Source organism: Streptomyces sp. NPDC016459 (genome assembly GCF_040632845.1).
GTDB lineage: Bacteria > Actinomycetota > Actinomycetes > Streptomycetales > Streptomycetaceae > Streptomyces.
In genome coordinates this window covers 22,250-48,862 of record NZ_JBEYCR010000014.1, presented here as the reverse complement: position 1 = coordinate 48,862, position 26,613 = coordinate 22,250, and the positions used below count along the sequence as shown (strand labels likewise).

The 26,613-nt window shown below is 71.6% G+C and carries 29 protein-coding genes and 1 pseudogene; 13 read left to right on the top strand and 17 right to left on the bottom strand.

The window, feature by feature from the left end; genetic code table 11:
* Positions 1-157: 157 nt before the first annotated feature.
* Both ABZ567_RS26600 and ABZ567_RS26595 read left to right on the top strand, forming a co-directional pair.
* On the top strand, positions 158-1,114 hold the full coding sequence (locus ABZ567_RS26600) for an ATP-binding cassette domain-containing protein (protein ID WP_360794204.1): 957 nt from the start codon (positions 158-160) through the stop codon (positions 1,112-1,114).
* A 7-nt stretch (positions 1,115-1,121) separates the two neighbouring features.
* Positions 1,122-1,925, top strand: a complete 804-nt coding sequence (locus tag ABZ567_RS26595; RefSeq protein WP_360794362.1) for an ABC transporter permease — start codon at positions 1,122-1,124, stop codon at positions 1,923-1,925.
* Between the two features lie 19 nt (positions 1,926-1,944).
* Here ABZ567_RS26595 and ABZ567_RS26590 read toward each other — a convergent pair whose 3' ends face one another.
* Both ABZ567_RS26590 and ABZ567_RS26585 read right to left on the bottom strand, forming a co-directional pair.
* Complete coding sequence (locus tag ABZ567_RS26590) at positions 1,945-3,189, bottom strand: GNAT family N-acetyltransferase (RefSeq protein ID WP_360794203.1); 1,245 nt, start codon at positions 3,187-3,189, stop codon at positions 1,945-1,947.
* Between the two features lie 155 nt (positions 3,190-3,344).
* A complete protein-coding gene (locus ABZ567_RS26585; protein ID WP_360794201.1) occupies positions 3,345-3,965 on the bottom strand; it encodes an ABC transporter substrate-binding protein in 621 nt (206 codons plus the stop codon).
* A 139-nt stretch (positions 3,966-4,104) separates the two neighbouring features.
* Here ABZ567_RS26585 and dtd point away from each other — a divergent pair, with 139 nt between their 5' ends.
* Complete coding sequence (gene dtd, locus ABZ567_RS26580) at positions 4,105-4,530, top strand: D-aminoacyl-tRNA deacylase (RefSeq protein ID WP_360794199.1); 426 nt, start codon at positions 4,105-4,107, stop codon at positions 4,528-4,530.
* Positions 4,531-4,542: 12 nt separating this feature from the next.
* Here dtd and ABZ567_RS26575 read toward each other — a convergent pair whose 3' ends face one another.
* From ABZ567_RS26575 to ABZ567_RS26550, 6 genes are all read right to left on the bottom strand, one after another.
* A complete protein-coding gene (locus ABZ567_RS26575) occupies positions 4,543-5,523 on the bottom strand; it encodes a glycine cleavage T C-terminal barrel domain-containing protein (protein WP_360794197.1) in 981 nt (326 codons plus the stop codon).
* Between the two features lie 9 nt (positions 5,524-5,532).
* Positions 5,533-5,970: a transcriptional repressor gene (locus ABZ567_RS26570; RefSeq protein WP_360794195.1), complete on the bottom strand. Its 438-nt coding sequence runs from the start codon at positions 5,968-5,970 to the stop codon at positions 5,533-5,535.
* Positions 5,971-6,055: 85 nt separating this feature from the next.
* Entirely contained in the window at positions 6,056-6,628 is a 573-nt protein-coding gene (locus ABZ567_RS26565) for an FABP family protein (RefSeq protein ID WP_360794193.1), read from the bottom strand.
* A 228-nt stretch (positions 6,629-6,856) separates the two neighbouring features.
* Positions 6,857-7,879, bottom strand: coding sequence for a hypothetical protein (locus ABZ567_RS26560; RefSeq protein WP_360794191.1), 1,023 nt, complete (start codon positions 7,877-7,879; stop codon positions 6,857-6,859).
* Complete coding sequence (locus ABZ567_RS26555) at positions 7,876-8,703, bottom strand: hypothetical protein (protein WP_360794189.1); 828 nt, start codon at positions 8,701-8,703, stop codon at positions 7,876-7,878. The genes ABZ567_RS26560 and ABZ567_RS26555 overlap by 4 nt, the downstream gene beginning before the upstream one ends.
* A 17-nt stretch (positions 8,704-8,720) precedes the next feature.
* Complete coding sequence (locus ABZ567_RS26550; protein WP_360794188.1) at positions 8,721-9,410, bottom strand: hypothetical protein; 690 nt, start codon at positions 9,408-9,410, stop codon at positions 8,721-8,723.
* 274 nt (positions 9,411-9,684) lie between these two features.
* Between ABZ567_RS26550 and ABZ567_RS26545 the strand changes: the two genes are divergently transcribed.
* The gene (locus ABZ567_RS26545) at positions 9,685-10,047 is read left to right on the top strand and encodes a DsrE family protein (RefSeq protein ID WP_360794186.1); all 363 of its coding nucleotides are present in this window, start codon (positions 9,685-9,687) and stop codon (positions 10,045-10,047) included.
* 29 nt (positions 10,048-10,076) lie between these two features.
* Here the strand turns inward: ABZ567_RS26545 and ABZ567_RS26540 are convergent.
* The 7 genes and pseudogenes from ABZ567_RS26540 to ABZ567_RS26510 all read right to left on the bottom strand — a co-directional run.
* Positions 10,077-10,364, bottom strand: a pseudogene (locus ABZ567_RS26540) (DUF3099 domain-containing protein); the annotation flags it as partial.
* Positions 10,365-10,493: 129 nt separating this feature from the next.
* Positions 10,494-10,781: a DUF1416 domain-containing protein gene (locus tag ABZ567_RS26535; RefSeq protein ID WP_046908577.1), complete on the bottom strand. Its 288-nt coding sequence runs from the start codon at positions 10,779-10,781 to the stop codon at positions 10,494-10,496.
* Between the two features lie 53 nt (positions 10,782-10,834).
* Positions 10,835-11,674: a sulfurtransferase gene (locus ABZ567_RS26530; protein WP_360794183.1), complete on the bottom strand. Its 840-nt coding sequence runs from the start codon at positions 11,672-11,674 to the stop codon at positions 10,835-10,837.
* Positions 11,675-11,830: 156 nt separating this feature from the next.
* Positions 11,831-11,911, bottom strand: coding sequence for a putative leader peptide (locus ABZ567_RS26525; RefSeq protein ID WP_350497993.1), 81 nt, complete (start codon positions 11,909-11,911; stop codon positions 11,831-11,833).
* Between the two features lie 228 nt (positions 11,912-12,139).
* On the bottom strand, positions 12,140-12,826 hold the full coding sequence (locus ABZ567_RS26520; protein ID WP_360794181.1) for a DUF2993 domain-containing protein: 687 nt from the start codon (positions 12,824-12,826) through the stop codon (positions 12,140-12,142).
* Positions 12,827-12,974: 148 nt separating this feature from the next.
* Positions 12,975-14,267: a hypothetical protein gene (locus ABZ567_RS26515; RefSeq protein WP_360794180.1), complete on the bottom strand. Its 1,293-nt coding sequence runs from the start codon at positions 14,265-14,267 to the stop codon at positions 12,975-12,977.
* A gap of 11 nt (positions 14,268-14,278) precedes the next feature.
* Entirely contained in the window at positions 14,279-14,533 is a 255-nt protein-coding gene (locus ABZ567_RS26510; RefSeq protein WP_189834445.1) for a MoaD/ThiS family protein, read from the bottom strand.
* 452 nt (positions 14,534-14,985) lie between these two features.
* Here ABZ567_RS26510 and ABZ567_RS26505 point away from each other — a divergent pair, with 452 nt between their 5' ends.
* From ABZ567_RS26505 to ABZ567_RS26485, 5 genes are all read left to right on the top strand, one after another.
* On the top strand, positions 14,986-15,810 hold the full coding sequence (locus ABZ567_RS26505; protein WP_360794177.1) for a response regulator transcription factor: 825 nt from the start codon (positions 14,986-14,988) through the stop codon (positions 15,808-15,810).
* A 24-nt stretch (positions 15,811-15,834) separates the two neighbouring features.
* The gene (locus ABZ567_RS26500; RefSeq protein WP_360794175.1) at positions 15,835-16,860 is read left to right on the top strand and encodes a LacI family DNA-binding transcriptional regulator; all 1,026 of its coding nucleotides are present in this window, start codon (positions 15,835-15,837) and stop codon (positions 16,858-16,860) included.
* Positions 16,861-17,001: 141 nt separating this feature from the next.
* On the top strand, positions 17,002-18,117 hold the full coding sequence (locus ABZ567_RS26495; RefSeq protein WP_360794173.1) for a trypsin-like peptidase domain-containing protein: 1,116 nt from the start codon (positions 17,002-17,004) through the stop codon (positions 18,115-18,117).
* 32 nt (positions 18,118-18,149) lie between these two features.
* The gene (locus ABZ567_RS26490; RefSeq protein ID WP_360794171.1) at positions 18,150-18,878 is read left to right on the top strand and encodes a response regulator transcription factor; all 729 of its coding nucleotides are present in this window, start codon (positions 18,150-18,152) and stop codon (positions 18,876-18,878) included.
* Positions 18,879-18,922: 44 nt separating this feature from the next.
* Complete coding sequence (locus tag ABZ567_RS26485; RefSeq protein ID WP_360794169.1) at positions 18,923-20,347, top strand: HAMP domain-containing sensor histidine kinase; 1,425 nt, start codon at positions 18,923-18,925, stop codon at positions 20,345-20,347.
* On the opposite strand, the gene ABZ567_RS26480 is transcribed toward ABZ567_RS26485, so the two are convergent.
* The gene (locus tag ABZ567_RS26480; RefSeq protein WP_360794167.1) at positions 20,312-21,166 is read right to left on the bottom strand and encodes a phosphatidylinositol-specific phospholipase C domain-containing protein; all 855 of its coding nucleotides are present in this window, start codon (positions 21,164-21,166) and stop codon (positions 20,312-20,314) included. The genes ABZ567_RS26485 and ABZ567_RS26480 overlap by 36 nt on opposite strands.
* Before the next feature lie 117 nt (positions 21,167-21,283).
* On the bottom strand, positions 21,284-23,116 hold the full coding sequence (locus ABZ567_RS26475) for a bifunctional metallophosphatase/5'-nucleotidase (protein ID WP_360794165.1): 1,833 nt from the start codon (positions 23,114-23,116) through the stop codon (positions 21,284-21,286).
* A gap of 152 nt (positions 23,117-23,268) precedes the next feature.
* Here ABZ567_RS26475 and mshD point away from each other — a divergent pair, with 152 nt between their 5' ends.
* The 4 genes from mshD (at position 23,269) to ABZ567_RS26455 (ending at position 26,461) form a co-directional block, all read left to right on the top strand.
* Entirely contained in the window at positions 23,269-24,195 is a 927-nt protein-coding gene (gene mshD, locus ABZ567_RS26470; RefSeq protein WP_360794163.1) for a mycothiol synthase, read from the top strand.
* A gap of 90 nt (positions 24,196-24,285) precedes the next feature.
* Positions 24,286-24,672, top strand: coding sequence for a GntR family transcriptional regulator (locus ABZ567_RS26465; protein WP_360794360.1), 387 nt, complete (start codon positions 24,286-24,288; stop codon positions 24,670-24,672).
* On the top strand, positions 24,669-25,517 hold the full coding sequence (locus ABZ567_RS26460; RefSeq protein WP_360794161.1) for an ABC transporter ATP-binding protein: 849 nt from the start codon (positions 24,669-24,671) through the stop codon (positions 25,515-25,517). Before ABZ567_RS26465 ends, ABZ567_RS26460 begins: the two co-directional genes overlap by 4 nt.
* On the top strand, positions 25,514-26,461 hold the full coding sequence (locus tag ABZ567_RS26455) for an ABC transporter permease (RefSeq protein WP_360794159.1): 948 nt from the start codon (positions 25,514-25,516) through the stop codon (positions 26,459-26,461). Before ABZ567_RS26460 ends, ABZ567_RS26455 begins: the two co-directional genes overlap by 4 nt.
* Positions 26,462-26,613: the final 152 nt, after the last annotated feature.

Here is a 26,613-nt window from a genome sequence, read left to right as displayed (position 1 = left end):
CCATCCTAGTAATGCGTAACCCTTACACAGTGACGCGTATGTCATACGCAGTAAAGACCCGCACGTCTCATGCGTCGCGTCCCACCCCGCACGCGTGCCGCACCCCGTGCGAGCCCGCCCCCTCGCACCCCGCCCCACGAGCCCAGGGAGCACACTCATGCCTCCGGCCATCGAAGCCACCGGCCTGACCAAGTCCTACCGGGACGTCCGCGTCCTCGACGCCCTCGACCTCCACGTCACCTCCGGCACCGTCTTCGCCCTCCTCGGGCCCAACGGCGCGGGCAAGACCACCGCCGTCCGCATCCTCGCCACACTGACCCCGCCCGACGCCGGCCACGCGCGCGTGGCCGGGCACGACGTCGTCGGCGCACGCTCCCGGGTCCGCCGCGCGATCAGCCTCACCGGACAGTTCGCCGCCGTCGACGAAGCCCAGACCGGCGCCGAGAACCTGTGGACGGTGGCCCGGCTCTCCGGCCTCTCCCGCCCGGCCGCCACCCGCCGCGCCGCCGAACTCCTCGAACGCTTCGACCTCACCGAGGCCGGCGGCCGCCTGACCAGAACGTACTCGGGCGGTATGCGCCGGCGCCTCGATCTCGCCGCCGGTCTCGTCCGCGACCCCGGCGCGACCCGGGTGATGTTCCTCGACGAACCGACCACCGGGCTCGACCCGCGCAGCCGCCAGGAACTCTGGCAGGCGGTCAAAGAGCTCTCCGACAGCGGTACGACGGTCTTCCTGACCACCCAGTACCTGGAGGAGGCCGACCGCCTCGCCGACCGGATCACCGTCCTGGGCAAGGGCCGCGCGCTCGCCGAGGGCACGCCCGCCGAGCTGAAGGCCCGTTACGCCGCCCACCGGCTCGACCTCGTCGCGTACGACCACGAGAGCTACCTGCGCCTCACCGCCCGAGTCCCCCTCACGGACCCCGCGGCGACCCGCGACCCCGGGACCCGCACCCTCGGCGTCCCCACCGACGGCAGCGCCGCCCACGTACGAGCGCTGCTCGACGACCTCGACCCCGAGCGCCGCGACATCGCCCGCTTCACGCTGCACTCGGCCACGCTCGACGACGTCTTCATGACCCTCACCGCCGACAAGGAACTCAGCCATGCCTGACCACACGATGCCGGCCTCCGGCTCGTACGGCCCCGCCGGCGGCACCGCACGTCACCTCACCCGCGGTCTCACCGCCGCGAGCACCCTCACCGGGCGCGACATCCGGCTCCACCGCCGCAACATCGACGCCATCATCACCTCGTTGATGATGCCGATCATGCTGATGCTGGTCTTCGTCTACTTCTTCGGCGGAGCCATCGACACCGGCACCCGCTACGTCACCTACGTCGTCCCCGGCGTCCTCGTCCTCTGCGCCGGATTCGGCGCGGCGGGCACCGCCGTCTCCGTCACCGAGGACATGCGGCTCGGGGTCGTCGACCGTTTCCGTACGCTCGACATCGGCGGGACGCCGTTCCTCGCCGGGCATGTGGCCGCCGCCCTCACCCGCAACGCGCTCTCGACCGCCCTCGTCCTCGGCGTCGCCTTCCTCATCGGCTTCCGCCCCGCCGCCACGGCGGGCGGCTGGCTCGCGGCGATCGGACTGCTGCTCGCCTACATCACCGCCGTCTCCTGGCTGTCGGCGGCCCTCGGCCTGCTCACCAGGACGGCGGAGGCGGCCGGAGCGGTCATCTTCTTCATGATGTTCCTGCCGTACCCGAGCAGCGCGTTCGTACCGATCGACACCATGCCGAGCTGGCTGCACGGCTTCGCCGAGCACCAGCCGGTGACCCCGCTGATCGAGTCCATGCGCGGGCTGCTGCTCGACCAGCCGGTCGGGAACTCCCCCTGGATCGCCCTGAGCTGGTGCGCGGCCCTCCTTACGGTCGCGGTCGCGGCCTCCGGGTTCCTCTTCCGCGTACGGACCCGTTGACGCCCGGTCCCGAGGGACGTCAGAAGATGTCGGGCGAGAACGGCCGCAGCGGCGTACGGAACAGCAGCTCGGCGCGGGTGGCCGCGCCCGCCGTCAGCTCCTCGACGCGCCCGAGCCGGCAGAGCCGTACCGCCGACTCGTCACCGAAGGCGAGCGTGCTCAACTCGGCGATGCCGAGCGCGAGATCTGGCGACTGGGTGGTACGGGCGGCGGTGGCGCCGTCCGGGGAGGCGTCGAGCCGGTAGCGCCCGCCGGCGAGCCCGTCCCCGTCCCGCAGATCGAGCACGAGGCCGTCGGTCACCGGGTACGTCCGGCTCTCCAGGACCCGGACCACGTCCAGGACCCGCACCCACAACATGTCCGCGTACGTCAGCGTCCTCGCGGCGCGCGGGTCCGGCAGCAGCAGCGGCAGCGGGTCGTCGGGCGCACGGTAGCCGGAACGGACCGTACCGACCCAGTCGACGGAGCACAGGAAGTGCCAGAGGGCGCGCTCGGCGGCCGGGGTGACGGCGATCAGGTCCCGTACGGTCGCGGTGTTCAGCGGCTGCTTGGCGTCGCCCCACTTGTCGTCGGCCGTGTAGGCCACGAACCCCTCGACCTCGCCGGACTCCGCGCGGTACAGCGCGTAGTACGGCTCCCGCCACGGCTCGCTGTCCACCCCGAGGCCGGTGCCGACCGCCCAGTCGCGTGTGCTGCGGTGGGTGACCCCGGCGCGGACGCCGGCGAGACGGCGGTGCACCTCGGGGCCGACCTCGCGGATCTCGTCGGCGTCGGTCAGGTCGATCCGGCCGCCGTCCTCCGGGCGGCCCGAGCGGCGCGGGTCGAGCCCTGCCCTGCGCACGTCCACGCTCCACTCGGTGGCCCAGCTCGCCACGCCGAAGCCGTACCGCCCGTAGATCGGGTACTCGGCGGCGATCAGGGTGGCGATCGCGTCGCCCCGGTCCTTCGCGGCGGCCAGGTCGGCGGTCATCATCCGGCTGAGGAGCCCGCGCCTGCGATGCGTCGGGGAGACGGTGACCTGGCTGATCGCGTCGGCGGTGAGGCTGCCTCCGCCGACCGTGCTGACCTCCTGCCGGAAGGAGCGGAAGGTGGCGACGACCCGGCCGCGGTCGAAGGCGCCGAGGGTCCGCGCGAGGTCGACGTGCGCCAGCCGGTCGGCGACCTCCTCGGCGGACACGACGGGCGGGCGGAGGAACCCGGTGCGCAGGGCGCGCTGCCAGTCGGGGAACTCGGACTCCGTCACCGCGCGTACGTCGACACTCATCCTCCGACCCTACGCACGCCCCCGAGGCACCCGCACGCGAGTTTCCCGCGGCCTTCAAACGGGGCCCCCTCGCGACCTTCCCGCAGCCCGGCCGGGGGCCCGCCCCCAAGCCCGTCCCCAAGCCCGTCCCGAAACCCGCCCCCGGCCCTACCGCGTCACGCCAGCAGGTCGTCGACCTGCGCCTCGCCCTCCCGGTAGCGGCGGGCGATCTCCGCGCTGCAGTCGTCGGCGGTCCGCTGGAGGTGCTGCCTGCGCCGGGAGACCTGCTGCTCGTACCCCGCGAGCCGCCCCATCGCCGTATGCAGCTCGTCGTCCGTCCGGGCCGTCAGGTCCGACAGCTCGACCTCCGAGAGCATCTCGGCCGCGAGCCGCCGGTACTCCTCGCTCCTCGGCGTCGACAGCGTCACGTGCCGGGCCGAACTGCGATGCCGGGAGGGCACGTCGGCGAGGATCTCGGAGAGCCGGTCGAGGACCGGGGTCTCCGGATCGGTCCGCCGCGCCAGCTCGGCCCGCAGGATGTCGATCCGCCCCTGGAGCATCCGCCGTACGTAGCTCAGGTCGGCCTCGTCGCTCTGCGCGTCCCGCCGCAGCGTCCGCAGCTCCGGCAGCCGGAGTGCGCCGAGGTCCGGCTGCGGCCGGTCCGGCAGTGCGGCCTCGGCGGACCGTTGCACGGGCGGCCGCGAAGCCGGGCCTCCGCCCGGCCCACCGCCCCTGCTTGCGGAGCGGATCAGCGGTACGGGACCGGACGGTGTCGGTCCGGTGCCAGGTGCACTCATGAGAATCGTCCCCTCGACCGGTGCGGAGCCGCACCGCCTGACAGGCATGGTGCCACTCCTGCACGCGCGCGTGCAGGCGCTCTGCACCCGTTCGGCCCCTCGTCCGCCGGACTGCGGGCGGCTCGGTAGGTTGGGACGCATGCGTGCAGTGGTGCAGAGGGTCGACGGCGCGAGCGTCGTCGTCGCAGGGGAGACCGTCGGTGAGATCAGCGGAGAGGGGCTGTGCGTCCTGGTCGGGGTGACCCATGACGACACCCCGGAGAAGGCCGCTCAATTGGCCAGAAAGCTCTGGTCCGTCCGGGTACTGACCGACGAGAGGTCATGCTCGGACGTGAACGCGCCACTGCTCGTGATCTCCCAGTTCACGCTCTACGGCGACGCCCGCAAGGGCCGCCGCCCCACGTGGAACGCCGCGGCCCCCGGCCCCGTCGCCGAACCCCTCGTCGACGAGGTCGTGGCCCGGCTGCGGGAACTGGGCGCCCACGTGGAGACCGGCAGGTTCGGCGCGTCCATGCGGGTCTCCCTCACCAACGACGGCCCGTTCACGGTGCTGCTGGAGGTCTGACCCGCCGACGGGCTACGGCTCGACCACGGTCTCCTGGGCGGCCGCCGTCGTCCCGACGATCAGCGGGGCGTCCACGGGCACGTTCCGCTTCACCAGGGCCAGGGCGATCGGGCCCAGTTCGTGGTGGCGGACGGAGCTGGTCACGAAGCCGAGCTGCCGGCCATCCTCGCCGTCGGCCGCCAGCCGGACCGGGGCGCCGTGCCCCGGCAGCAGCACCTCGCTGCCGTCCAGGTGCAGGAAGACCAGGCGGCGCGGCGGCTTCCCCAGGTTCTGCACCCGGGCGACGGTCTCCTGGCCCCGGTAGCAGCCCTTCTGGAGGTGCACGGCGCTGCCGATGAGACCGATCTCGTGCGGGATCGTCCGGTGGTCGGTCTCGAAGCCGAGCCGCGGCCGGTGCGCCTCGACCCGCAGCGCCTCGTACGCGAGCATCCCGGCGACCGGACCGTGCGTACCGGCGAACGACTGCAGGTCGGCCCGGGGCAGGAACAGGTCGCGGCCGTGCGGGGTCTCCCGTACGGCGACGCCCTCGGGCACCTCGGCGATGGAACCGGCCGGCAGGTGGACGACGGCGATGTCGTCCGTACGGTCGGCGACCTCCACCCGGTAGAAGAACCTCATCGACTCCAGGTACGCGACGAGCTCCGCCCGCGTCCCCGGCTCGACGTGCGCCCACACCGTCTCGCCGTCGTCGACGAGGTACAGGGCGTGCTCGATGTGCCCGTTCGCGGAGAGGACGAGCGCCTCGGTGGCCTTGCCGGGCGGCAGGTCCGTCATGTGCTGGGTGAGGAGGAGGTGCAGCCAGCTCAGGCGGTCGTCCCCGGTGACGGTGACGACACCGCGGTGCGAGAGGTCGACGAAACCCTTGCCGTCGGCGAGGGCGCGCTGCTCACGGAACAGGTCGCCGTAGTGCGCGGCGACACCTTCGTCGCGGCCTTCGGCGGCGACGGCACCGGGCAGGGACAGCAGAGGGCTGGTCGTGGAAGGTCGCTGCATACGGCAAGCCTACGACTCCGCGTCGGCGGCCTTCCTGGCGCAGTCCCCACACCGCCCGAAGATGGCGAAGTGCTTCATGTCCGTCTCGAACCCGAAGGTCTCGCGGAGCTTCCCCGTGAACTCGGCGGCCACCTCGACGTCCGCCTCGATCACCTCGGAGCAGTCCCGGCACACCAGGTGCAGATGGTGGTGCCGGTCCGCGAGGTGGTACGTCGGGGCCCCGTGCCCCAGATGGGCGTGGCTCACGAGCCCGAGCTCCTCCAGGAGCTCCAGGGTCCGGTAGACGGTGGAGATGTTCACCCCCGACGCGGTCCTGCGGACCTCGACGAGGATGTCGTCGGGCGTCGCGTGTTCCAGCGCGTCGACGGCCTCCAGGACAAGCTGACGCTGCGGCGTCAGCCGATAGCCGCGCTGCCGCAGGTCGCTCTTCCAGTCGGTGCTCACCACGCCCTCCAGTGTAGGAGGGCGCGGCGCGCCGACCCAGGCCTCCGGCGGAGGTGTTCTGGCGAGGGGCTTTCCGGCGGAGGGGCTTCTAGCGGAAGAAGGCGATGCCGTCGTCCGGCAGGTCGCCGAGGTTGCGGGCCATGTCCGCGACCTCCTCCGGCGTCACGACCTTCTTCAGGTGCGCCGACATGTACGGCCGCAGCGGGACCTCGGGGGTCGCCTTCTCGCCCACCCACATGAGGTCGCTCTTGACGTAGCCGTACAGACGCTTGCCGCCGGAGTACGGGCCAGAGGCCGCGGTCCGGGCGACGGCGTCCGTCGCCAGGTCGATCTGCGGCTTCTGGTCGGCGAGCTCGCCGTACCAGATCTCGACGATGCCCTGGTCACGGACCATGACGATCTCGACCTTGCGGTCCTTGTCGATGCGCCAGTAACCGCTCTCGCTCTCCAGCGGGCGGACCTTGTTGCCCTCGTTGTCCAGGACCCAGGAGTGGGACGAGTACTCGAGGAAGTCCCGGCCGTCGTGGCTGAACGTCACGGACTGGCCGAAGTTGCACTTCTCGGCGCCGGGGAAGTCGGAGACACCCGCGCCCTCCCACGTGCCCAGCAGGAACGCGAGGGGGACGAGGTCCGGGTTGAGGTCGGACGGGATCTCGATCATCAGCAACTCTGGCGTTCTCTAGAGGTGGTCAGCGCTGGCCCTGGTACAGCTTCTTCACAGCGAGTCCGGTGAAGGCGATCACGCCGACGGCGACCAGGACCAGCAGAGTTTCGAAGAAAATGATCACAGGGTGCTCCTCGACTGAGCGGTGAAGGCGGAACGGGCCGGACCCCAGCTTAATGGTCGGGGGTCCGGCCCACTCGATGAGGTGGGTCTCGCGCGGCGCCGCTAGCCGAGCAGCTGCGCTTGGAGGGCGACGGTCTGCTGGAAGGGGACGGTCAGCGTCCCGCCCTTGCGGGTCTGGGTGACCACGGCGAAGGTGTCACCGGCCTGGATGTAGGACCAGCGGGTCTGCTGGGGGCCGTACGGCTCCTCCTCCGCGTAGGAGTAGACGGAGAGGTACGGCACCTCGACACCGTTCGTGGACATGTCGATCTTCGCCGACTCGACCCCGAGAGGCAGCGCACTGCTCTGCGAGACCCCCCGGGTCACCACGTCCTTGTAGGCCTCGGAGAACGCCACCGACGTGAACCGCAGCAGGTGGATCCGCGTGGTCGTGCCGTCCGGCGTGGTCCAGCCACGGGCGGCGATGTGCCGGAGCGCCGACTCGGTCATGTACTCCTTCACGTCGCCCCGGTCCTTCTCGGGCAGCAGCGCCAGGTACGAGTCGAGGCCTGCCCAGCCGCCCTTCAGCTTCGGGTCGACCGTCGCACCCGCCGGGGCGGGCAGCAGGAGCTCGCGCAGGTCCGCGTGGTGGACCTCGCCGGTGTTGCCGTCGGTCCACGGGCGCGGGGTGCCGTGGGGCAGCGCCGGAAGGGCGAGCTTCGGGTACTCCCAGCGGCCGTCGGCCTCGGTCGCGAGCCCCGGCACCTCGGTGCGCTCCATGGCGGTGATCCCCATCGCCGCACCGGCACCGACACCGCCGCAGACGAGCACGGCGGCGGTCCAGCGGGCGATGCCCAGGAGCAGGGGGCGCCGTGACTTCCTGGGCGCGGTCCGGGCCGGAGCCTCGGACTTCGGCTCGACCGGGGTTTGGGGCTGCGGCCGGACCGGGGTTTCGGACTTCAGCTCGACCGGGGCGTCGGACTTCGGCTCGACCGGGGTTTCGGACTTCGGCTCGACCGGGGCGTCGGTGCCGGGCGCCGAACCCTCCGCCTGAGGATCGGACCGGGTCTCAGCCTGGGTCTCGGCCTGGGTCCCGGCCTCGGCCTGGGTCCCGGCCTGGGTCTGGGTCTGGGTCTGCTCGGTCATACGTACTCCCCCGGGGACTCGATGTGGTCGAGCTGCTTCTTCAGCAGGTCCGCCACCCGCGTCGTGTCGAACGGCCTGGCACCCGCCGCCGTGACGGTGACGAGTACCTCGGAGTCGTACGCGAGGCAGATCATCTCCTCCAGCGCCTTGGTCCGCTCCTTCTTGTCCAGTGAATCGTCCTCGGGCGCCGTGTAGCAGACGGTGTTCCGGTGGTCCTTCACCTTCGGTCCCTTCGGGAACTCCAGGCTGTCCATGACCTCCTTGCGCAGCCGGTAGATGTTCTTGATCTGCTTCTTGTCCTTCATCCGCGCGATCTCGACGGAGACGACGACGTCGTTGTCCCGGTCGGCGAAGGAGCGGACTCCGATGCCCGCGATGCCGAGCTTGTCGACCTCCTTCTCGAAGGCGCGGCGCTTCTTCCCGGACAGTCCCTCACCCACCTGCTTCATCAGCGCGGCGGCCTCCGCGGCGCCGAGCTCGCCGTCGTTCCCGTACAGCTCCTCGTCAGGGCCGAACTCGTACCCCTCCGGCAGCGGCAGCAGGAGCTTGCTCAGCGGGGTACCGGCCTTGCCGCGCGCCAGGGCGGCGGCCGGGTCCTCGTCCTGCGCGGTCTTCTTCGTCGGCGCCCACAGCTCCGTCGGCGCGGTGCGATCGGCGGAGGAGACGGTGACGGCGGTGTACGCGACGCCGCCGCCGATCAGGCCGAGGACGATCACGGAGGGCAGGACGACTCCGAGCAGGACCCGGCGGGCTCCCCGCTTCCTCACCGTCGGTTGCGCGGGTTCCGTCGGCACTGGGGGCCTGTCCGCCACGGGGTCGGTCATGTCGTTCCGGTCCTCACTCACAGGCGCCCCAGCTGTCGCTCGGCCAGCGAACGGATGTACGTCTCGGCGATCTTCTTCGTGTCCACGACGAAGATCTCGACGGCGATGTCACCGCGGTGGAAGTAGGCCCTGGCCTCGTACATGTCCAGGTAGCCCGCCTTCCGGTGCACGGGGAAGACGTAGTAGCGGCCGTTGGCCGAGCCCTTGAGCTCCTTGCCCTCGTTGTCGGCGAAGTCCTCGTCGGGCATGTAACCCTGCTGGTCCTCGATGAACTCCTGCGCTCCGAGGACGTCACCCGCGCGGTACTGGACCAGTCGGATCTCGGTCCGCTTGTGTTCGCCCGTCGCCCAGGCCGTGACCGCGACCCGGCGGATGTCCAGATCAAGCTGGTGGTCGAGCGCGCCGCCCGGCTTGTTGAAGTGCGAGGCGAACTCGTACACCGGCATCCAGCCGTCGTCGTCGACGAACTCGTCCTTCTTCGCCCCGGTGGGCTTCGGCAGCAGCAGTTTCCGGAGGTCGCCCTGCGCCTTCGCCTGCCGGTCCTCCGAGGCCGGGAGCGGCTTCGCCTTCTGCCCCTTCGGGAGCGGCTTCGGATTGACGAGGTCCGGCTGGTTCAGCGGCGGGAGGGCGGTCGGTTCGCGCTGGGCCTGGATGCCGTAGCCGACGGCGGTGCCGCCGACGAGGCCGAGGACGGCCGCGACGGCCATCAGGCCGACCGTGCGGAGGGCACGGCGGCGCGGCCGTGCGATCGATGGTGTGTCCGGAGACACATCGGGTGCGGTCGGCTGCGAGGCGACCGGAGGGGCGGTTTCCGCCCCGGCATCCGGCTCCGGCGGCGGTGCCGTTTCCGGATTTCGCATGATTTCTTCGTTGCTCAAGAGTCCCCCCACGAGACCTGAAGCGCGGATTCCGTCATCCGCGCACCCACCAGACACGTGAGGTGCGCAGGGGGTTGCAGGGGCGCGCATTACAGTTCGGTATATGGCGAAGAAGCTCGTGATCAAGGTGACCGCAGGGGCCGACGCCCCCGAACGCTGCTCGCAGGCCTTCACGGTGGCCGCCGTCGCCGTCGCCAGCGGGGTCGAGGTCTCGCTCTGGCTGACCGGCGAGTCCGCCTGGTTCGCCCTCCCGGGCCGGGCCGCCGAGTTCGACCTCCCGCACGCGGCGCCGCTGCCGGATCTGATCGACTCGATCCTGACGGCCGGGCGGATCACCCTCTGCACACAGTGCGCGGCCCGTCGCGAGATCACGGAGAAGGACGTCCTGGACGGCGTCCGCATCGCCGGCGCCCAGGTTTTCGTCCAGGAGGCCATGACGGACGGGACGCAGGCACTCGTGTACTGACACCCCCGCGCCCCAGCCCTGCGCCCCGCTCAGCGCTCCCGGCGCCGCTTCCCGTCGAGTTCGTCCCACCACTCGTCCGACTTCGGGTCCCCCGAGGGGTCGTCCCACCAGCGGTCCTCGGGGCCCCGACGGTTCGCGATCATCGCGGCTGCCGGGGGGATGAGCATGGCGACCACGCACATGCCGACGGCCACCGGCATCGAGAAGAGCCGCACGACGGCCCAGGCGCCCACGAAGAGGGTCAGGCAGGCGCCCATCATCCAGAAGTAGACGTGCCGGCGGCGTGCGTACACCCCTTCAGGGTACGACCGGACGGCCCGGCGGTCTCGGTGGCCGGAGGCCCGGCGCGCGTAAGGAAAAAGACCGAAGGGCCGTGCCTCTGGTCCTGGAAATGGCGTCCAACCCCCCAGGAGGCACGGCCCTTCGGCCGGTTCAGCGTCGCGGGATCACACCGCGATGGCGACCTCCGCGAGGCCACCCTTCTGGGCCACGACCTGGCGGTCGGCGGTGCCGCCCGGCACCAGGGCGCGGACGGTCCACGTGCCCTCGGCCGCGTAGAAACGGAACTGGCCGGTGGCGGAGGTCGGGACCTCGGCCGTGAACTCGCCGGTCGAGTCCAGGAGGCGGACGTAACCGGTGACGGGCTGGCCGTCCTTGGTCACGAAGCCCTGGATCGTGGTCTCACCGGGCTTGATCGTCGAGGCGTCGGGGCCGCCGGGCTGCGCTCCACACATGTCGTTCTGTCCTTACGGGTCGAGGGGGCCGGAGGAGGGGAGGGTCCGGGGGATTACTTGTTGGCGCCGAGCTCGATCGGCACGCCGACGAGGGAGCCGTACTCGGTCCACGAGCCGTCGTAGTTCTTGACGTTCTCGACGCCGAGCAGCTCGTGCAGCACGAACCAGGTCAGCGCGGAGCGCTCACCGATGCGGCAGTAGGCGATGGTGTCCTTCGCCAGGTCGACCTGCTCGTCCTCGTAGAGGGCCTTGAGCTCGTCGTCCGACTTGAAGGTGCCGTCGTCGTTGGCGTTCTTCGACCACGGGATGTTGCGGGCGCTCGGCACGTGGCCGGGGCGCTGCGACTGCTCCTGCGGGAGGTGGGCCGGGGCGAGCAGCTTGCCGGAGAACTCGTCGGGCGAGCGGACGTCGACCAGGTTCTGCGCGCCGATCGCGGCCACGACGTCGTCGCGGAAGGCACGGATCGAGCTGTCCTGCGGCTTGGCCTTGTACTCGGTGGCCGGGCGGGCCGGCACCTCGGCGACGAGGTCGCGGGAGTCGAGCTCCCACTTCTTGCGGCCGCCGTCGAGGAGCTTCACGTCCTGGTGGCCGTAGAGCTTGAAGTACCAGTAGGCGTAGGAGGCGAACCAGTTGTTGTTGCCGCCGTAGAGGACGACCGTCGTGTCGTTCCCGATGCCCTTGGCCGAGAGGAGCTTCTCGAAGCCCTCCTGGTCGATGAAGTCGCGGCGGACCGGGTCCTGAAGGTCCTGGGTCCAGTCGATCCGGATGGCGTTGCGGATGTGGTTCTTCTCGTAGGCCGAAGTGTCCTCGTCGACCTCGACGATGGCGACCTGCGGGTTGTCGAGGTTGGCCTCGACCCAGTCCGCGTCGACCAGGACGTCGCTGCGAGCCATGCTGTTCTCCTCCGGGGCAGTGTGCGGCGGTGTGGTGCGGGTGTGGTGCGGTACGCGTCGTCGCGTGCGTACGGACAGCGGACGTGCGTACGGCTACACAGGGAGGCCCTGACCTCGGTGGGAGGGCCTGAGGAATACGGGAGTCGTGAGTCCCGCTCAGACGGAGCGACAGAGCATGGCGGCGACGCGGCACAGGTCTACTGCCCGCCGCTTCGTGAGATCCGCCTGTCGCTTCATGCCCTCGATCGTAGGGACGGACAGGCGGCCGTGTCACCGGCGTGTCGCATTTTGAGACGCGATCGTCCGAGATGCGAGACGTGATGACAGCGCGGTGAGGCTCCGGGCGTCCGGGAGCCCTGGCCCAGGGCCTTGTTTCTACGGTTCGGACAGACGCGTCTCAGGATGTGATCCGTGAGCGGTCCAGACGCACATCCCGTGCCTGCCGGGGCTCACGGAGGGGCGGCGTCAGCCCGCCAGGACTATGTCCCTGCCGGTCACCGAGATGGCCAGTCCGTCCGGGCGCGGCTCGACCTTCTCCACCTTCATCCCGGCGATCAACCCGATCGGCCGCTCGAAGTCGGTCCGCTCGCGCACCAGGTCCTCGACGCCCGGGATGCCCTCGCCGGGCACCTCGTCGGCGCGGACCTTGATGGTGTCGCCGTTCACCACGGACACCGTCGACAGGACCGTGCGGGTCAGGGTGCGGCCCATGACCTTCACCCCGCCCGTCACCTTCACCTTGCCGTTGCCGCCGTAGGCGACCGTGGCCTCCCGGTCGGAGGCGGCGGTGAGGTCCGCGTACGAGATGAGGGCGGTGCCGCTCGCGGAACCCGCCCTCGCGCCCGCCCAGTCGCCGGTCACGGTGACGTCCCGCAGGGCCACGGTCAGCTCACCGACCCGGATCCGCCGGCTGCCCGCCGTCGCCGTCACGCCCGTCGCCTTCACGTCGACCTCGTCGAACCGCTTGTCCGCGACCTGGGTGAGGAACGGGAAGCCCTTGATGTCGACATCGATCGACTCGCTCTCGGCGGCCGAGAGCTTCACCCGGCTCGACGCCTCCGACTCGGCGTACGCCACGGCCAGCCGGTCGATCCCGACGAGGACCCCGCCCAGCACGACGGCCACGACCAACAGAATCCGCAGTGCTCGCATGGGCTGAGTGTCCCCCCGTTGGAAATGGATATGTGCCGGCCCCCCGACACGAAGATCGACGAGTCGGGGGGCCGGTTGGTTCCCGCGCGGCTTTCGGATCAGGGTCCGGTCAGGGCGGGGTCGGGGACGGGTCAGGGCGCCGTAGGGGTCAGGTGAGGGCCCGGCCGAGCAGGTACACGGCGGGCGCCGCCGCCGTCAGCGGCAGCGCGACCCCGGCCGTCATGTGGACGAAGCGGGACGGGTAGTCGTAGCTGGCCACCCGCAGGCCGACGAGCGCGCACACTCCGGCCCCGAGGCCCAGGAGCGCCCCTGAGGTGCCCAGGTCCGTGAACCCGCCGGCCGCGATCCCGGCACCCGCCGAGGCGAGCAGCGCGGCGACCAGGGACACCGGGCCCGGCAGCGGGAGGGCGCGCGCCAGGACGGCGGCGGCGACCGCGATCCCGCCGACGACCACCGCGTCGGACGCGGCGCCGAGGTGCCCGGTGGCGATGACCGTCAGCGCCGCCGAGGCGACCGTGGCCATCAGGCCGTACATGCGCTCGTCCGGGTCGGCGTGGCTGCGCAGCTGGAGGACGAGGCAGAGCAGCACCCAGGCGCCGAGCGTGCCGAGGATCGCGGCGGCCGCGTGCTCCCGGCCGGTGGCGAGCAGGACCGCGTCGGCGGCGAGGCCGCCCGCGAAGGCGAGGGCGATGCCCTGCCGGGCGGGCCACATGCCGTTGAGCCGGAACCAGCCTGCGGCGGTGAGGCCCTGGAGCAGGACGAGCGGGACGAGCAGTCCGTACGTGCCGAGGGAGGCGCCCCCGGCGAGCAGCAGTCCGAGGACGGCGGTCAGCGCGGCGGGCCGCATCCCGGGCTCGATCACGGGCGAACGGCCCTCCGCGCGGGCGCGCTGCGCGTCGGTGAGCCGGGTGCTGCCGGAGATCGTGGGCGAGGACCAGCCGGGACCCGCCTCACCCGCCGCCGGGCCGGGCGCCGGAGCGGGCGCCGGTGCCTGGGCCTGGGCCTGGTGCTCCTGCGGCGGGGCCTGCGGTTCGGCGTAGTGCCCGACCTGGCCCCCGTACGCCGGGTACGGCTCGTAGGGCTGCTGCTGCGGCGGCTCGTACGCCTGCGCGTACGGCTGCTGCGACTGCGCGGGCGCCTGCGGGTGCGACTGCGCGGGCGCCTGCGCGTGGGGCTCCTGCTCGTACGACTGCGCGGGCGGCTGCCCGTAGGGCTCCTGCGTCCCGTACGTCACCGGGGCCTGCGGCTGTCCCTGCGCCTGGGCGGCCCTCGCGGCCCGGACCTGGTCGTAGGAGACGGCCGGCTGGTACTGGGTGTCCCAGGTCTGGCCCTCCCACGTCTGCGTGACGTCGGGGTCCTGCGGCGGCTGCTCGCCGCGACCCCGGTCTCCGTCCGCGTACGGGTCGTACTGCTGACCGCCGTAATACTGGTCGTTGCTCATTGCTCTGGGGATCACCCTCCTGCGAACGGGGGGAGCACCTCGACCGTGCCGCCCTCGGCAAGCCGTACCGTCTCATGGCTCCGGGTCCCGACGGGGTCGCCGTCGACCAGGAACGAGCACCTCCGGAGGACCTGGACGAGCTCGCCCGGGTGCTTCGCGCGGGCCGCGTCGAGGGCCTCCGCGAGGTGCTCCGCGGTGTACGGCTCCTCCGCGACTCCGGCGGCGGCCTTGGCCGCGGCCCAGTAGCGGATGGTTCCCGCTGCCATAGCGGCGCTCCCTTCGTTCGTGTGCGCGCCGCTCCCCATGATGGGCTATGCGCGCGTGGCCCGGCCCCCGAGCCGGACGCGCCGGCCGTCGTCCCGCACCGACAGCGTCATCCGTACGCAACATGACCGGTCGGGAGCCGGAAGTGATCAGGGAGACATCCACGATGTGAAATCGGTCCCCTCCTCCGGAAGGCATGTGGGCTATTCTGCTGGGCAGAGGATCCGGGCGACGCAGCCCCCGGGTCCTTTTGCGTTTTCCGACCGTTGTTACGGACGGATGAACAAAAGCTCTCATGGCGCGAGAGCAGGCAGTGATATGTACGAAGCAGTGCACGTCCTCGCAGGGACCGAGGAGGAACCTACGTTATGAGCGAGCGCACGCAGCACGACCGACCGATGGCATGGGGGTCCGCACCGTACGGGCGGACCCGAAAGCTCGTGGGAGGAGTCCGATGAGTTCACTGCTGCTCCTCACCAACGCACTCCAGCCGTCGACCGAGGTGCTTCCCGCACTCGGCCTGCTGCTGCACAACGTCCGGGTCGCCCCGGCCGAGGGCCCCGCCCTCGTGGACACCCCCGGCGCGGACGTGATCCTCGTCGACGGCCGGCGGGACCTCCCGCAGGTGCGTTCGCTCTGCCAGCTCCTGCGGTCCACCGGACCCGGCTGTCCGCTGATCCTCGTCGTCACCGAGGGCGGCCTCGCGGCCGTCACCGCCGACTGGGGCATCGACGACGTCCTCCTCGACACCGCGGGCCCGGCCGAGGTCGAGGCCCGCCTGCGGCTCGCGATGGGCCGCCAGCAGATCGTCGCCGACGACTCCCCCATGGAGATCCGCAACGGCGACCTGTCGGTCGACGAGGCGACGTACAGCGCGAAGCTCAAGGGCCGGGTCCTCGACCTGACCTTCAAGGAGTTCGAGCTCCTCAAGTACCTGGCCCAGCATCCGGGCCGCGTCTTCACCCGCGCGCAGCTCCTCCAGGAGGTGTGGGGGTACGACTACTTCGGCGGCACCCGGACGGTCGACGTCCACGTACGGCGGCTGCGGGCCAAGCTGGGCCCCGAGCACGAGTCGCTGATCGGCACCGTCCGTAACGTCGGCTACCGCTTCGTCACCCCCGAGAAGGTCGAGCGGGCGGCCGAGGAGGCGCGCGCCAAGGACGCCCGCGCCGAGGAGGGGGCCCGCGCGAGCGCCCGCGTCAAGGGCGCCACGGCGGACGTCACCCCCTCGGAGGACAGGAACGTGGCGGACGCCACAGTGCGACCTGCCGGTAGGTAGGTCACCCCGCGTAGACTGCCGCGCGTGGCCAAGGTGACGCGGGATGACGTAGCTCGACTGGCAGGTACCTCGACCGCGGTCGTGAGCTACGTCATCAACAACGGACCCAGGCCGGTCGCCCCGGCCACGCGCGAGCGTGTCCTCGCCGCGATCAAGGAACTGGGCTACCGGCCCGACCGGGTCGCCCAGGCGATGGCGTCCCGCCGCACCGACCTCATAGGCATGATCGTCCCCGACGCCCGCCAGCCGTTCTTCGCGGAGATGGCGCACGCGGTCGAGCAGGCCGCCGCCGAGCGCGGGAAGATGGTCCTGGTCGGCAACTCCGACTACCGGACCGAGCGCGAGGTCCACTATCTGCGCGCCTTCCTCGGCATGCGGGTCTCCGGTCTGATCCTGGTCAGCCAGGGCATGAGCGAGCAGGCCGCGAGCGAGATCGAGGCCTGGGACGCGCGCGTGGTCCTCCTCCACGAGCGGCCCGAGGCGATCGACGACGTGGCCGTCGTGACCGACGACATCGGCGGCGCCCAGCTCGCCACCCGGCACCTCCTGGAGCACGGCCACCCGTACGTGGCGTGCCTCGGCGGCATCCCGAACACCCCGGCCGTCGGCGACCCGGTCGCCGACCACGTCGAGGGCTGGCGGCGCGCCATGCTGGAGGCGGGCCGCTCGACGGAGGGCCGGCTCTTCGAGGCCCCGTACAACCGCTACGACGCCTACCAGGTGGCCCTCAAGCTGCTCGCGGGCCCGGACAGGCCGCCGGCCATCTTCTGCTCCACCGACGACCAGGCCTTCGGTGTGCTGAGGGCGGCGCGCGAGCTGCGCATCGAGGTGCCCACGGAGCTGGCGGTCGCGGGCTTCGACGACGTGAAGGAGGCGGCGCTCACCGACCCGCCGCTGACCACGGTCTCCTCGGACCGGCCGGCGATGGCACGTGCGGCGGTGGACCTGGTCCTGGACGACGCGCTCCGGGTGGCGGGCTCGCGCCGCGAGCGCGTGAAGCTCTTCCCCTCGGCCCTGGTGGTCCGCCGCTCCTGCGGCTGCGACGGCTGAAGCCCCCCACCGGCAGCCCTAGCGGCGGGCCCCTGACGCAGCCCCTCAGGGCGGGCTCCTTATTCGGGGCATACGGGGTTCTGTCGGGCTTCTCAGGCGGTCCTCAGACGGCTCTCATGTACGGCTCCGAGAGTCATAGCCATGACGGACTTCCAGGAGCAGCAGCCGCCGCAGCCGTACCACCCGCCGCAGCCGCCGAGGCCGCCGTACGACCCGAGGCCGCCGTACGACCCGGGGCAGGAGTACGACCCGGCGCGGGCGTACGACCCGGCCCGGCCGATCGTCACCGAGCCCGGCCCCACGGTCTGGCCGTCCGGCGGGCACCTGCCGCCGCCCCCGCCGGTCCCGCCGGCCGCCCCGGCTCCCACACCCCACCGTCGCGCCCGGCGGGGTGTCGGTCTCATGGCGGCCGTGGCCATCGCGGCCGCGGCGGTCGGCGGCGGTACCGCGACCCTCGTCCAGCAGATGACCTCCGACGCCCCGGCCGTCGCCTCCTCGAAGGTGAGCGGCACCAACGTCTCCGCGAGCAGCACGGGTACGGTCGCCGGCGTCGCGGACGCGGTCTCCCCCTCCATCGTCGAGATCTCCGCGGCCTCGAACTCCGGGAAGTCGACCGGCTCGGGTGTGATCATCACCTCCGGCGGCGAGATCGTCACCAACAACCACGTGATCTCCGGCGCGTCCGAGATCACCGTGCGGCTCAGCGACGGCAGGAGCTACCCGGCCGAGACCGTCGGCACGGACCCCGACAAGGACCTGGCGCTCATCAAGCTGAAGGGCGCGTCCGGCCTCAAGGCCGCCACCCTCGGCGACTCCTCCACGGTGCGGGTCGGCGACCAGGTCGTGGCGATCGGCTCCCCCGAGGGCCTGACCGGGACCGTCACCAGCGGCATCGTCTCCGCCCTCGACCGGGACGTGACCGTCGCCAAGGACGAGGACGGCGGCGAGCGGCAGGAGCAGCGGTACGACCCCCGGCAGGGCTGGCCGTTCGAGTTCGGCGGGCAGCAGTTCAACGGCGACACCGGCTCGTCGAAGACGACGTACAAGGCGATCCAGACGGACGCCTCGCTCAATCCGGGGAATTCCGGTGGTGCGCTGATCGATATGGACGGCGAGATCATCGGAATCAATTCCGCCATGTACGCGCCCAGTGCTGCGAACGGTTCCACCGCGGGAAGCGTGGGCCTCGGATTCGCGATCCCGATCTCGACCGTGAAGGCCGATCTGGAGAGCCTGCGCGCGGGCGGAGACAACTGACCGGCGAAGGGACGTCGTGCGACGCTGAGGCCATGACGGGACAGCAGAACGAAGCCGAGCGCATCCTCATCGTCGACGACGAGCCCGCCGTGCGGGAGGCCCTGCGCCGCAGCCTCGCCTTCGAGGGGTACGGCACGCAGGACGCCGTCGACGGCCTCGACGCGCTCGCCCGGATGGAGGCGTACGCCCCCGATCTCGTCGTCCTCGACGTCCAGATGCCCCGCATGGACGGGCTGACGGCGGCCCGCCGGATCAGGGCCTCCGGCTCGACCGTCCCGATCCTGATGCTCACCGCCCGCGACACCGTCGGCGACCGGGTCACCGGGCTCGACGCGGGCGCGGACGACTACCTGGTGAAGCCCTTCGAGCTGGACGAGCTGTTCGCCCGGATCAGGGCGCTGCTCCGGCGCAGCTCGTACGCCTCGGCGACGGCCGCCTCCGCCACCGACACCGACGTGCTGGCCTTCGAGGACCTGCGGATGGACCTGGCCACGCGCGAGGTGACCCGGGGCGGACGGACGGTCGAGCTGACGCGGACCGAGTTCACGCTGCTCGAGATGTTCCTGGCGCACCCGCGACAGGTGCTGACCCGGGAGCAGATCCTGAAGGCGGTGTGGGGCTTCGACTTCGAGCCGAGTTCGAACTCGCTGGACGTGTACGTGATGTATCTGCGGCGCAAGACGGAGGCGGGCGGCGAGCCGCGTCTCGTGCACACGGTGCGGGGCGTGGGGTACGCGCTGCGCGGAGGAGGCGGGGAGTGAACGGTTCCGGGGCAGAGCCGGGCGTGCGGTCGGAGAAGCGGCGGGTGAGGGGTCCCCTGACCTGGTTCCGTTCGCGCCCGCTGCGCTCCCGGCTCGCGCTGCTCACGGCGGTCGCGGTGGCGCTCGCCGTGGCGGCCGTGTCGCTGGCCTGCTGGTTCGTGACGCGGGAGCAGTTGGAGACCGAGATGGACTCCTCGCTGCGCAGCACCCGGCTCGACCCGTCCGGGGTGCAGAGCCTGCTTTCCCTCTGCCGCCAGGGCGGTACGCCGCCGCCGGTGGCGGGCTCGTACACGGTCCAGGTGATCCTCGCCGACGGCGGGGTGTGCACCTCGGGGAAGTCCGCGATCCCGGCCGGGGAGGGCGATCTCGCGGTGGCGCGGGGGCGGTTGGAGTACGTCCTGCACACGGTGAAGGACGACGGCGGGCGGGAGATGCGGGTCTACACCTACCCGCAGGAGGGTCCGATCGGGCTCGCCGTCTCGGTCGCCCGGCCGCTCGCCGAGATCGACAACTCGATGTCGACCCTGCGCTGGGTGCTGCTGCTCGTCTCCGGGATCGGGGTCGTCGGCGCGGGCGCGGCCGGTCTGTGGGTGGCCAGGACCGGGCTCGAACCGGTGAACCGGCTGACCGGCGCGGTCGAGCACGTGGCCGCGACCGAGGACCTGACCGTGCGCATCCCGGTGGACGGCGAGGACGAGATCGCCCGACTGTCCCGCTCGTTCAACGCGATGACGGCGGCGCTCGCGACCTCGCGGGACCGGCAGGCGCAGCTGATCGCGGACGCGGGCCACGAGCTGCGCACCCCGCTCACCTCGCTGCGTACGAACGTCGAGCTGCTCGCGCGCAGCGAGGAGACGGGCCGGGCGATCCCGCCGGAGGACCGGCGGGCGTTGATGGCCTCGGTGAAGGCGCAGATGACGGAGCTGGCCTCGCTGATCGGCGACCTCCAGGAGCTGGCCCGTCCGGACGCGGCGCAGCAGGGGCGTCTCGAGGTGGTTCCGCTGCACACGATCCTGCGGGCGGCGCTGGACCGGGCACGGCTGCGCGGTCCCGAGCTGACCTTCGTCACGGATCTGGCGCCCTGGTACGTACGGGCGGAGCCGGCCACCCTGGAGCGGGCGCTGATGAACGTCCTGGACAACGCGGTGAAGTTCTCGCCGCCGCGCGGGACGGTCGGGGTGACCCTGATGCGGGGCGAGCTGACCGTCCGCGACCAGGGCCCCGGCATCGCGCCGGACGAGCTGCCGCACGTCTTCGACCGCTTCTGGCGCTCCCCTTCGGCCCGCAGCCTGCCGGGCTCGGGCCTGGGCCTGTCGATCGTGGCGCGTACGGTCCACCACGCGGGCGGCACGGTCACGCTGACCCCGGCGGAGGGCGGCGGCACGGTGGCGACGGTGCGGCTGCCGGGGGCGCCGACGCCGCCGCCGGAGGGGTCAGTTGTGCCGGAGCAGGGCGTCGACCAGGCCTGACCGGGTGTTGGGGTAGTCCAGGGGGACGATCCCGAGACCGGTCTTCCCGGCCGCCCAGGCCCCGTCGAGGAAGCCGTGGACGCGGGGGTTCAGCCGGTCGGAGTTCCAGCGGGGCGGCAGGTAGGCGGAGGTGCTGACGAAGTTCACGTACAGCTTGCCGGGCTGTTCGTGGGCCGCGCGGAAGTGGCTCTCGATCTTCGGGTACTTGACGTCGGGCAGGGCGTTCCAGTCGTCCTGGATCGCGAAGACGGAGCCGTCGCCCCATCGCAGGCCCGGCAGGCCGCCGTTGTCGGCGAGCAGGACGACCCTGCCGCGGGCCTCGCCGAGGAGGGGCAGCCGGTCCCCGATGCGGAAGAGGGAGCGCCAGCCGCGTGCGTCGAGGTAGTCGTCGAAGACCGCGCGGAAGGTGGCGTCGGACTCCCCCGAGTGTTCCTGCTTCAGCCGCATGAGGACGGTCTCGGTGGGGTGGGCGGTGAGGAAGTCCCGGCAGGCGACGAGGACGTCGCCGAACATCATGTTCTGGTAGGAGGCGCCGTGGTGGATGGCGAACGACCCGCCGGTGACCCGGCACCGGATGTCCAGGAACCGGATTCCGCTGTCCAGTTGCTGCCGGACGGTGGTGTTCTGGCACTCGGACCAGGGCCCGCCGAACCGGGCTCCGGAGTCGTGCGTGCCGGGGATGGTGAGCCGCGTGAGCGCGGTCCCGTCGCCGTGGGCGCCCATCCACGCGCGTACGTCCACGGCCGCGGCGGCGGGCGCCCCGAGCATGACCCCGGCCCCGGCCGCGAGGGCCCCCACGAGAAAGCGTCGTCGCTCCATGGGCGGATAATGACAGGGTCACGACAATCGCACCAGAGGCCGTCACGTACGTACGCGAAAGGGGGCGGCGGCCCGTCGAAACGGTCCGCCGCCCCCTCGCCCAGGGGCCCGGAAGGGCTACTTGACGACCGTGATGCGGTCCGTCGTCGGCGGGGCCAGCGGCGCGGACGCCGAGGAGTGGGCCGCCAGGTAGGCGGTGAACAGGTCCAGGTCCGACGCCCCGACCAGCTTGTTCCTGTGCTCCTTCAGGACCGCGAAGCCGTCACCGCCACCGGACAGGAACTCGTTCATCGCGACCCGGTAGGTCTTCGCCGGGTCGATCGCCTCACCGTTCAGCCGCACCGAGCCGACCACGATCCGGTCGGCGCCGGTCTTCGTCATGTCCAGGGTGTACGTGAAGCCCTTCGACACCTGGAGGATCTTCGGGGACGCCAGGTTGGCGCCGCTGACCTGCTGCTGGAGCGTGGTGATGAGCTGGGCGCCGGTCAGATCGACCGCCGTCATCATGTTGGTGAACGGCTGGACGGTGTACGCCTCGCCGTAGGTCACGACCCCGTCGCCCTCGGCGCCGGACGCCTTGTGGACCAGCGGCGCGCGCACACCGCCCGGGTTCATCAGGGCGAGCTGGGCGCCGCCCTTGTCGGCCGGGGCCATGCCCTCCAGCTGCGCGTCCGCGATCAGGTTGCCCAGCGGCTTCTCGTACACCCCCGCGTCGAGGGGGTTGTCGATGTCGGCGGCGATGTGACCGACGGGACGGCCGGCGATCGGCGCGGCCAGGTCCTTCCAGCGCTTGATCAGCCTGCTCATGTCGTCGGCCGCGGCCACGTCACGGGTGACGACGTGGTTCGCCGAGGCGACGGCGGTGCGGACGATGTCCCTCGTACGACGGTCGTAGGTGAGCGTCGTGTCGGTGTAGAGCCTGCCGAAGGAGGCCGCCGACGTGACCGTGCGCGGCTTGCCCGCGGGGTCCGCGATGGTGCACGCGTACGCCTGGTGGGTGTGGCCGGTGACCAGCGCGTCGACCTGCGGGCTGACGTTCTTGGCGATGTCGACGATCGGGCCGGAGATGCCGTCGCCGGGACCCGGGCTGTCGCAGTCGTAGTTGTACGCGCCCGAGGCCGGCGCACCGCCCTCGTGGAGCAGGGCGACGATCGACTTCACGCCCTTGCGCTCAAGGACCTTGGCGTACTTGTTGATCGTCTCGACCTCGTCGCCGAACTTCAGGCCCTTGATGCCCTCGGCGGACACGATGTTCGCCGTGCCTTCGAGGGTGACGCCGATGAAGCCGATCTTGACGCCGTTGCGCTCCCAGACGAAGTACGGGTCGAGCAGCGGCCTGCCGCTCTTCTCGTCCGTCACGTTGGCCGCGAGGTAGGGGAAGTTCGCGCCCTTGAAGGTCCTGCCCTCCTCGAAGCAGCCCTCCGTCGGGTGACAGCCGCCGTTCTGCATGCGGGCCAGCTCGCGCGCGCCCTCGTCGAACTCGTGGTTGCCGACCGAGCTCACGTCGAGCTTCAGCCCGTTCAGCGCCTCGATGGTCGGCTCGTCGTGGAACAGCCCGGAGACCAGCGGCGAGGCGCCGATCATGTCGCCCGCGGCCGCGGTGACGGAGTACGGGTTGCCCTGCCGGGCCTGCCGAAGGTGCGTGGCGAGGTACTCGACGCCGCCGACGCCCTCGATGGTCCGGGTCGTACCGTCCTCGTTGCGGTGCGTGACCCGGCCCGACGAACCGGTCGGCGGCTCCAGGTTGCCGTGGAGGTCGTTGAAGGACAGCAGCTGGACGTCGACCATCCGGCCCCAGCCCTTGCCGTTCCCGTACCCCGCGTCGAACCGGTCCCCGGCGGCACCGGCCGACGAAGGTATCGCCGCGACGAGCGCCCCGACGGTCGCCAGCCCCGCCCCGACGGCCAGAACGCGCCGCCCCGTCTTGTTCTTCCTCGGTGTCGCTGCCATCTCTCCCACTCGTCCCCTTGCCCCGTTTCGCGGCCTTGATCTACTCCCTGTTGCGCGTGCAGCCTAGAGTCAACGCGCGTAGCGCAACAGGGGTCGGCCGGTTACAAGACAGTTGCCTCTGGCTGACGAAGTGTCGCCGTAGGCTCGTGCCCATGACTTCCGACGCGGCACCGGCCCTCGAACCCGGACGGCAGATCCACACGTATGACGAGCTCACGCCCGAGCAGATCCAGGACGTACTGGACCTGCTCGAGGCCGCCGACGACGCCGACGGCCTGCACGCCGTGTCCGAGCAGGGGCGGCTCTACCTGCGGAACGGCAGGCGCGAGGGCGTGCGGCACTTCCTGCTCACCGTCGGCCCGCGCCTCTACGGCTACGCCCAGCTGGAGGAGACCGACCCCATCGAGGCCCCCGCGGCCGAACTGGTCGTCCACCCCTCGCACCGCGGCCGCGGCCACGGCCGGGCCCTCGGCACCGCCCTGCTCACCGCCTCCGGCAAACGGCTGCGCGTCTGGGCGCACGGCGGCAAGTCCGCCGCCCGGCACCTCGCCCAGGTCCTCGGCCTGACGCTCTTCCGCGAACTGCGCCAGCTGCGCCGCTCGCTGGTCCCGCTCGACATCCCGGAACCGGTGCTGCCCGCGGGCGTCACCGTCCGGACGTTCGCCCCCGGCCAGGACGACGCGGCCTGGCTCGCCGCCAACGCCGCCGCCTTCGCCCACCACCCGGAACAGGGCTCGCTCACCCAGCGGGACCTGGACGACCGGACGGCCGAGCCCTGGTTCGACCCGAAGGGCTTCTTCCTCGCGGAGAAGGACGGCCGGCTGATCGGCTACCACTGGACGAAGACCCACGCCGAGGAGCAGCTCGGCGAGGTGTACGTCGTCGGCATCCTGCCCGACGCCCAGGGCGGCGGCCTCGGCAAGGCGCTCACGGCGATCGGCCTGCGCCACCTGGCGGCGCAGGGGCTGCCGACGGCGATGCTGTACGTGGACGCGGACAACACCGCGGCGGTGCGGGTGTACGAGGGGCTGGGCTTCACCACGCACGAGGTGGACCTGATGTACCGCACGGAGTCCTGAACGAGCGGACGAAAGGGGGCGGTTGACACCGCCCCCTTCTTTGCACCACCCTTTCACTACTTGATTAGTGAAAGGGTGGTGGAAGAGATCGTGGTCGAGTACCGCATCGACCGGCGCAGTGGCGTCGCCACCTACCTCCAGATCGTCCAGCAGACGAAACAGGCCCTCCGCATGGGCCTCCTGGAGCCCGGCGACCGACTGCCCACCGCACGCGAGGTCGTCGAAGCGACGGCCATCAACCCCAACACGGTCCTCAAGGCCTACCGCGAGCTCGAACGCGAAGGCCTCGTCGAGGCCCGCCGCGGCCTCGGCACCTTCGTCCGCGCCACCCTCGGCACCGGCCCCGCCGACTCGCCCCTGCGCGGCGAACTCGCCGACTGGACCCGCCGGGCCCGTGCGTCGGGCCTGGACCGCGAGGACGTGGCCGCGCTCTTCACTTCCGTACTGAAGGAACACTTCGAGGGGGACGACGCATGACCAAGGACGGCATCGCGCTGGAGGCCGACCTGCTCGGCAAACGGTACGGGGGACGAAAAGGCCGCGGCTGGGCCCTCCGGGAATGCGACTTCACCCTCCCCGCCGGCCGGATCTGCGCCCTCGTCGGACCCAACGGCGCCGGCAAGTCCACCCTCCTCGCCCTCGCCGCCGGACTCCTCCGCCCCACCGAGGGCACCCTCACGGCCCCGGCGCGCGAAGACCTCGCGTACGTCGCCCAGGACAAGCCACTACACCCCCGGCTCAGCGTCGCCGACACCCTGCGCATGGGCCGCGAGCTCAACCCGGGCCGGTGGGACCCCGCCCTCGCCGAGCGGATCGTCGACGGCGGCGGCTTCTCCTCGGACGCCCTCGTACGCGACCTCTCCGGCGGCCAGCGCACCCGCGTCGCCCTCGCGCTCGCCCTCGGCAAGCGGCCCGAACTGCTGCTCCTCGACGAACCGATGGCCGATCTCGACCCGCTCGCCCGGCACCAGCTGATGGGCCTGCTCATGGCCGACGCCGCCGAACACGGCACCACCGTCGTCATGTCCTCGCACATCCTCACCGAGCTGGAGGGCGCCTGCGACCACCTCCTCCTGCTCCACGGCGGCCGGGTCCGCCTCGACGGACCCGTCGACGAACTCCTCGCCGCCCACACCCTGCTCACCGGCCCGATCGCGGACCTCGCCCCGCACACGGTCGTCGAGTCCCGCACGACCGGCCGGCAACTCACCGCGCTGGTACGCCACGAGGGCCCGGTCGACGGCCCCTGGCAAACCCGGGAGCCCTCCCTGGAGGACCTCCTCCTCGCCCACCTCCGCACCACCGAAGGAGCCCCGGCATGAGCACCCTCACCCTGAAGGGCCCCTACTGGGTGACGGTCCGCCAGTACCGCAGGACGCTCTGGCTGACGGGCGCGCTGGTGATCGCGGCCCTGGCGCTGATCGGAGGGCTGCGGATCTGGGACGCGCGAACCCCGGACGTGTACGTGCAGGACGGGTACCGAGACGTGGCGCCCGACAACGACGGCTACGGCATGCTCCGCTGGGCCATGGAGTACCTCTCCCTCGGCATGGTCCTGCTCCCGCTGCTGGTCGGCGCGTTCGTCGCGGGGCCGCTGATCGCCCGCGAGCTGGAGTCGGGCACGTACAAGCTGTCGCTCACCCAGTCGGTGAGCCCTGTCCGCTGGCTCGGCTCGAAGCTGCTCACGGCCGTGGCCGTGGCACTCGCGACCGTCGGGCTGCTCACGGGGGTCTACTGGATGGGCTGGGTTCGCGTCGGCGGCAGCAGCCAGTTGCACTGGGCGGACCGCGGCGCGTACGAGATCACCGGGACCGTCCTCACCGCCTACGCCCTGCTCGCTGTGGCCGTCGGCGCCCTCATCGGCCTGCTCGTCCGGCGTACTCTCGTGGCCATGGCCGTGACCGGGGGGATCGTCGGCCTGGTCCTGCTGGTCCTCGGCGCCTACCGCTGGGACTTCCTCTCGGTGCGGACGATCACCGGCCCTGCCGTACCGAACGCCTCCACCCTGCACATGCCCGACAACGGCCTGATCATGGGGAAGGGGCTGCTCTCCGACACGGGGCAGCGCATGTCCGGCTGGTTCTGCCCGCCGGACGCGCCCCCGTCCGGCTGCCGCACCGACGTGAAGGCCACCGCCGAGTACCTCGACTACCACCCCCCGTCCCATTTCTGGCCCACCCAGCTCATCGAGACCGGCATCGTCCTCGCCCTCGCCGCCCTCGCGGTCTACGCCGCCTTCCGCGTGCTGCGCGTCCGGCACCCGTAGGAAGCCCGGCGTCCGTCACCCGTAAGGGGGAATCGGGGGCGGGATCCTGACCAAGGGCCCCGCCCCCGATTCCCCTACGACACGTCCCCGTTACCGGTTATTCAGACGCGCTTGCGACGCTCACGCAATGAAGCGCTCCGTGTCCGGTCTCC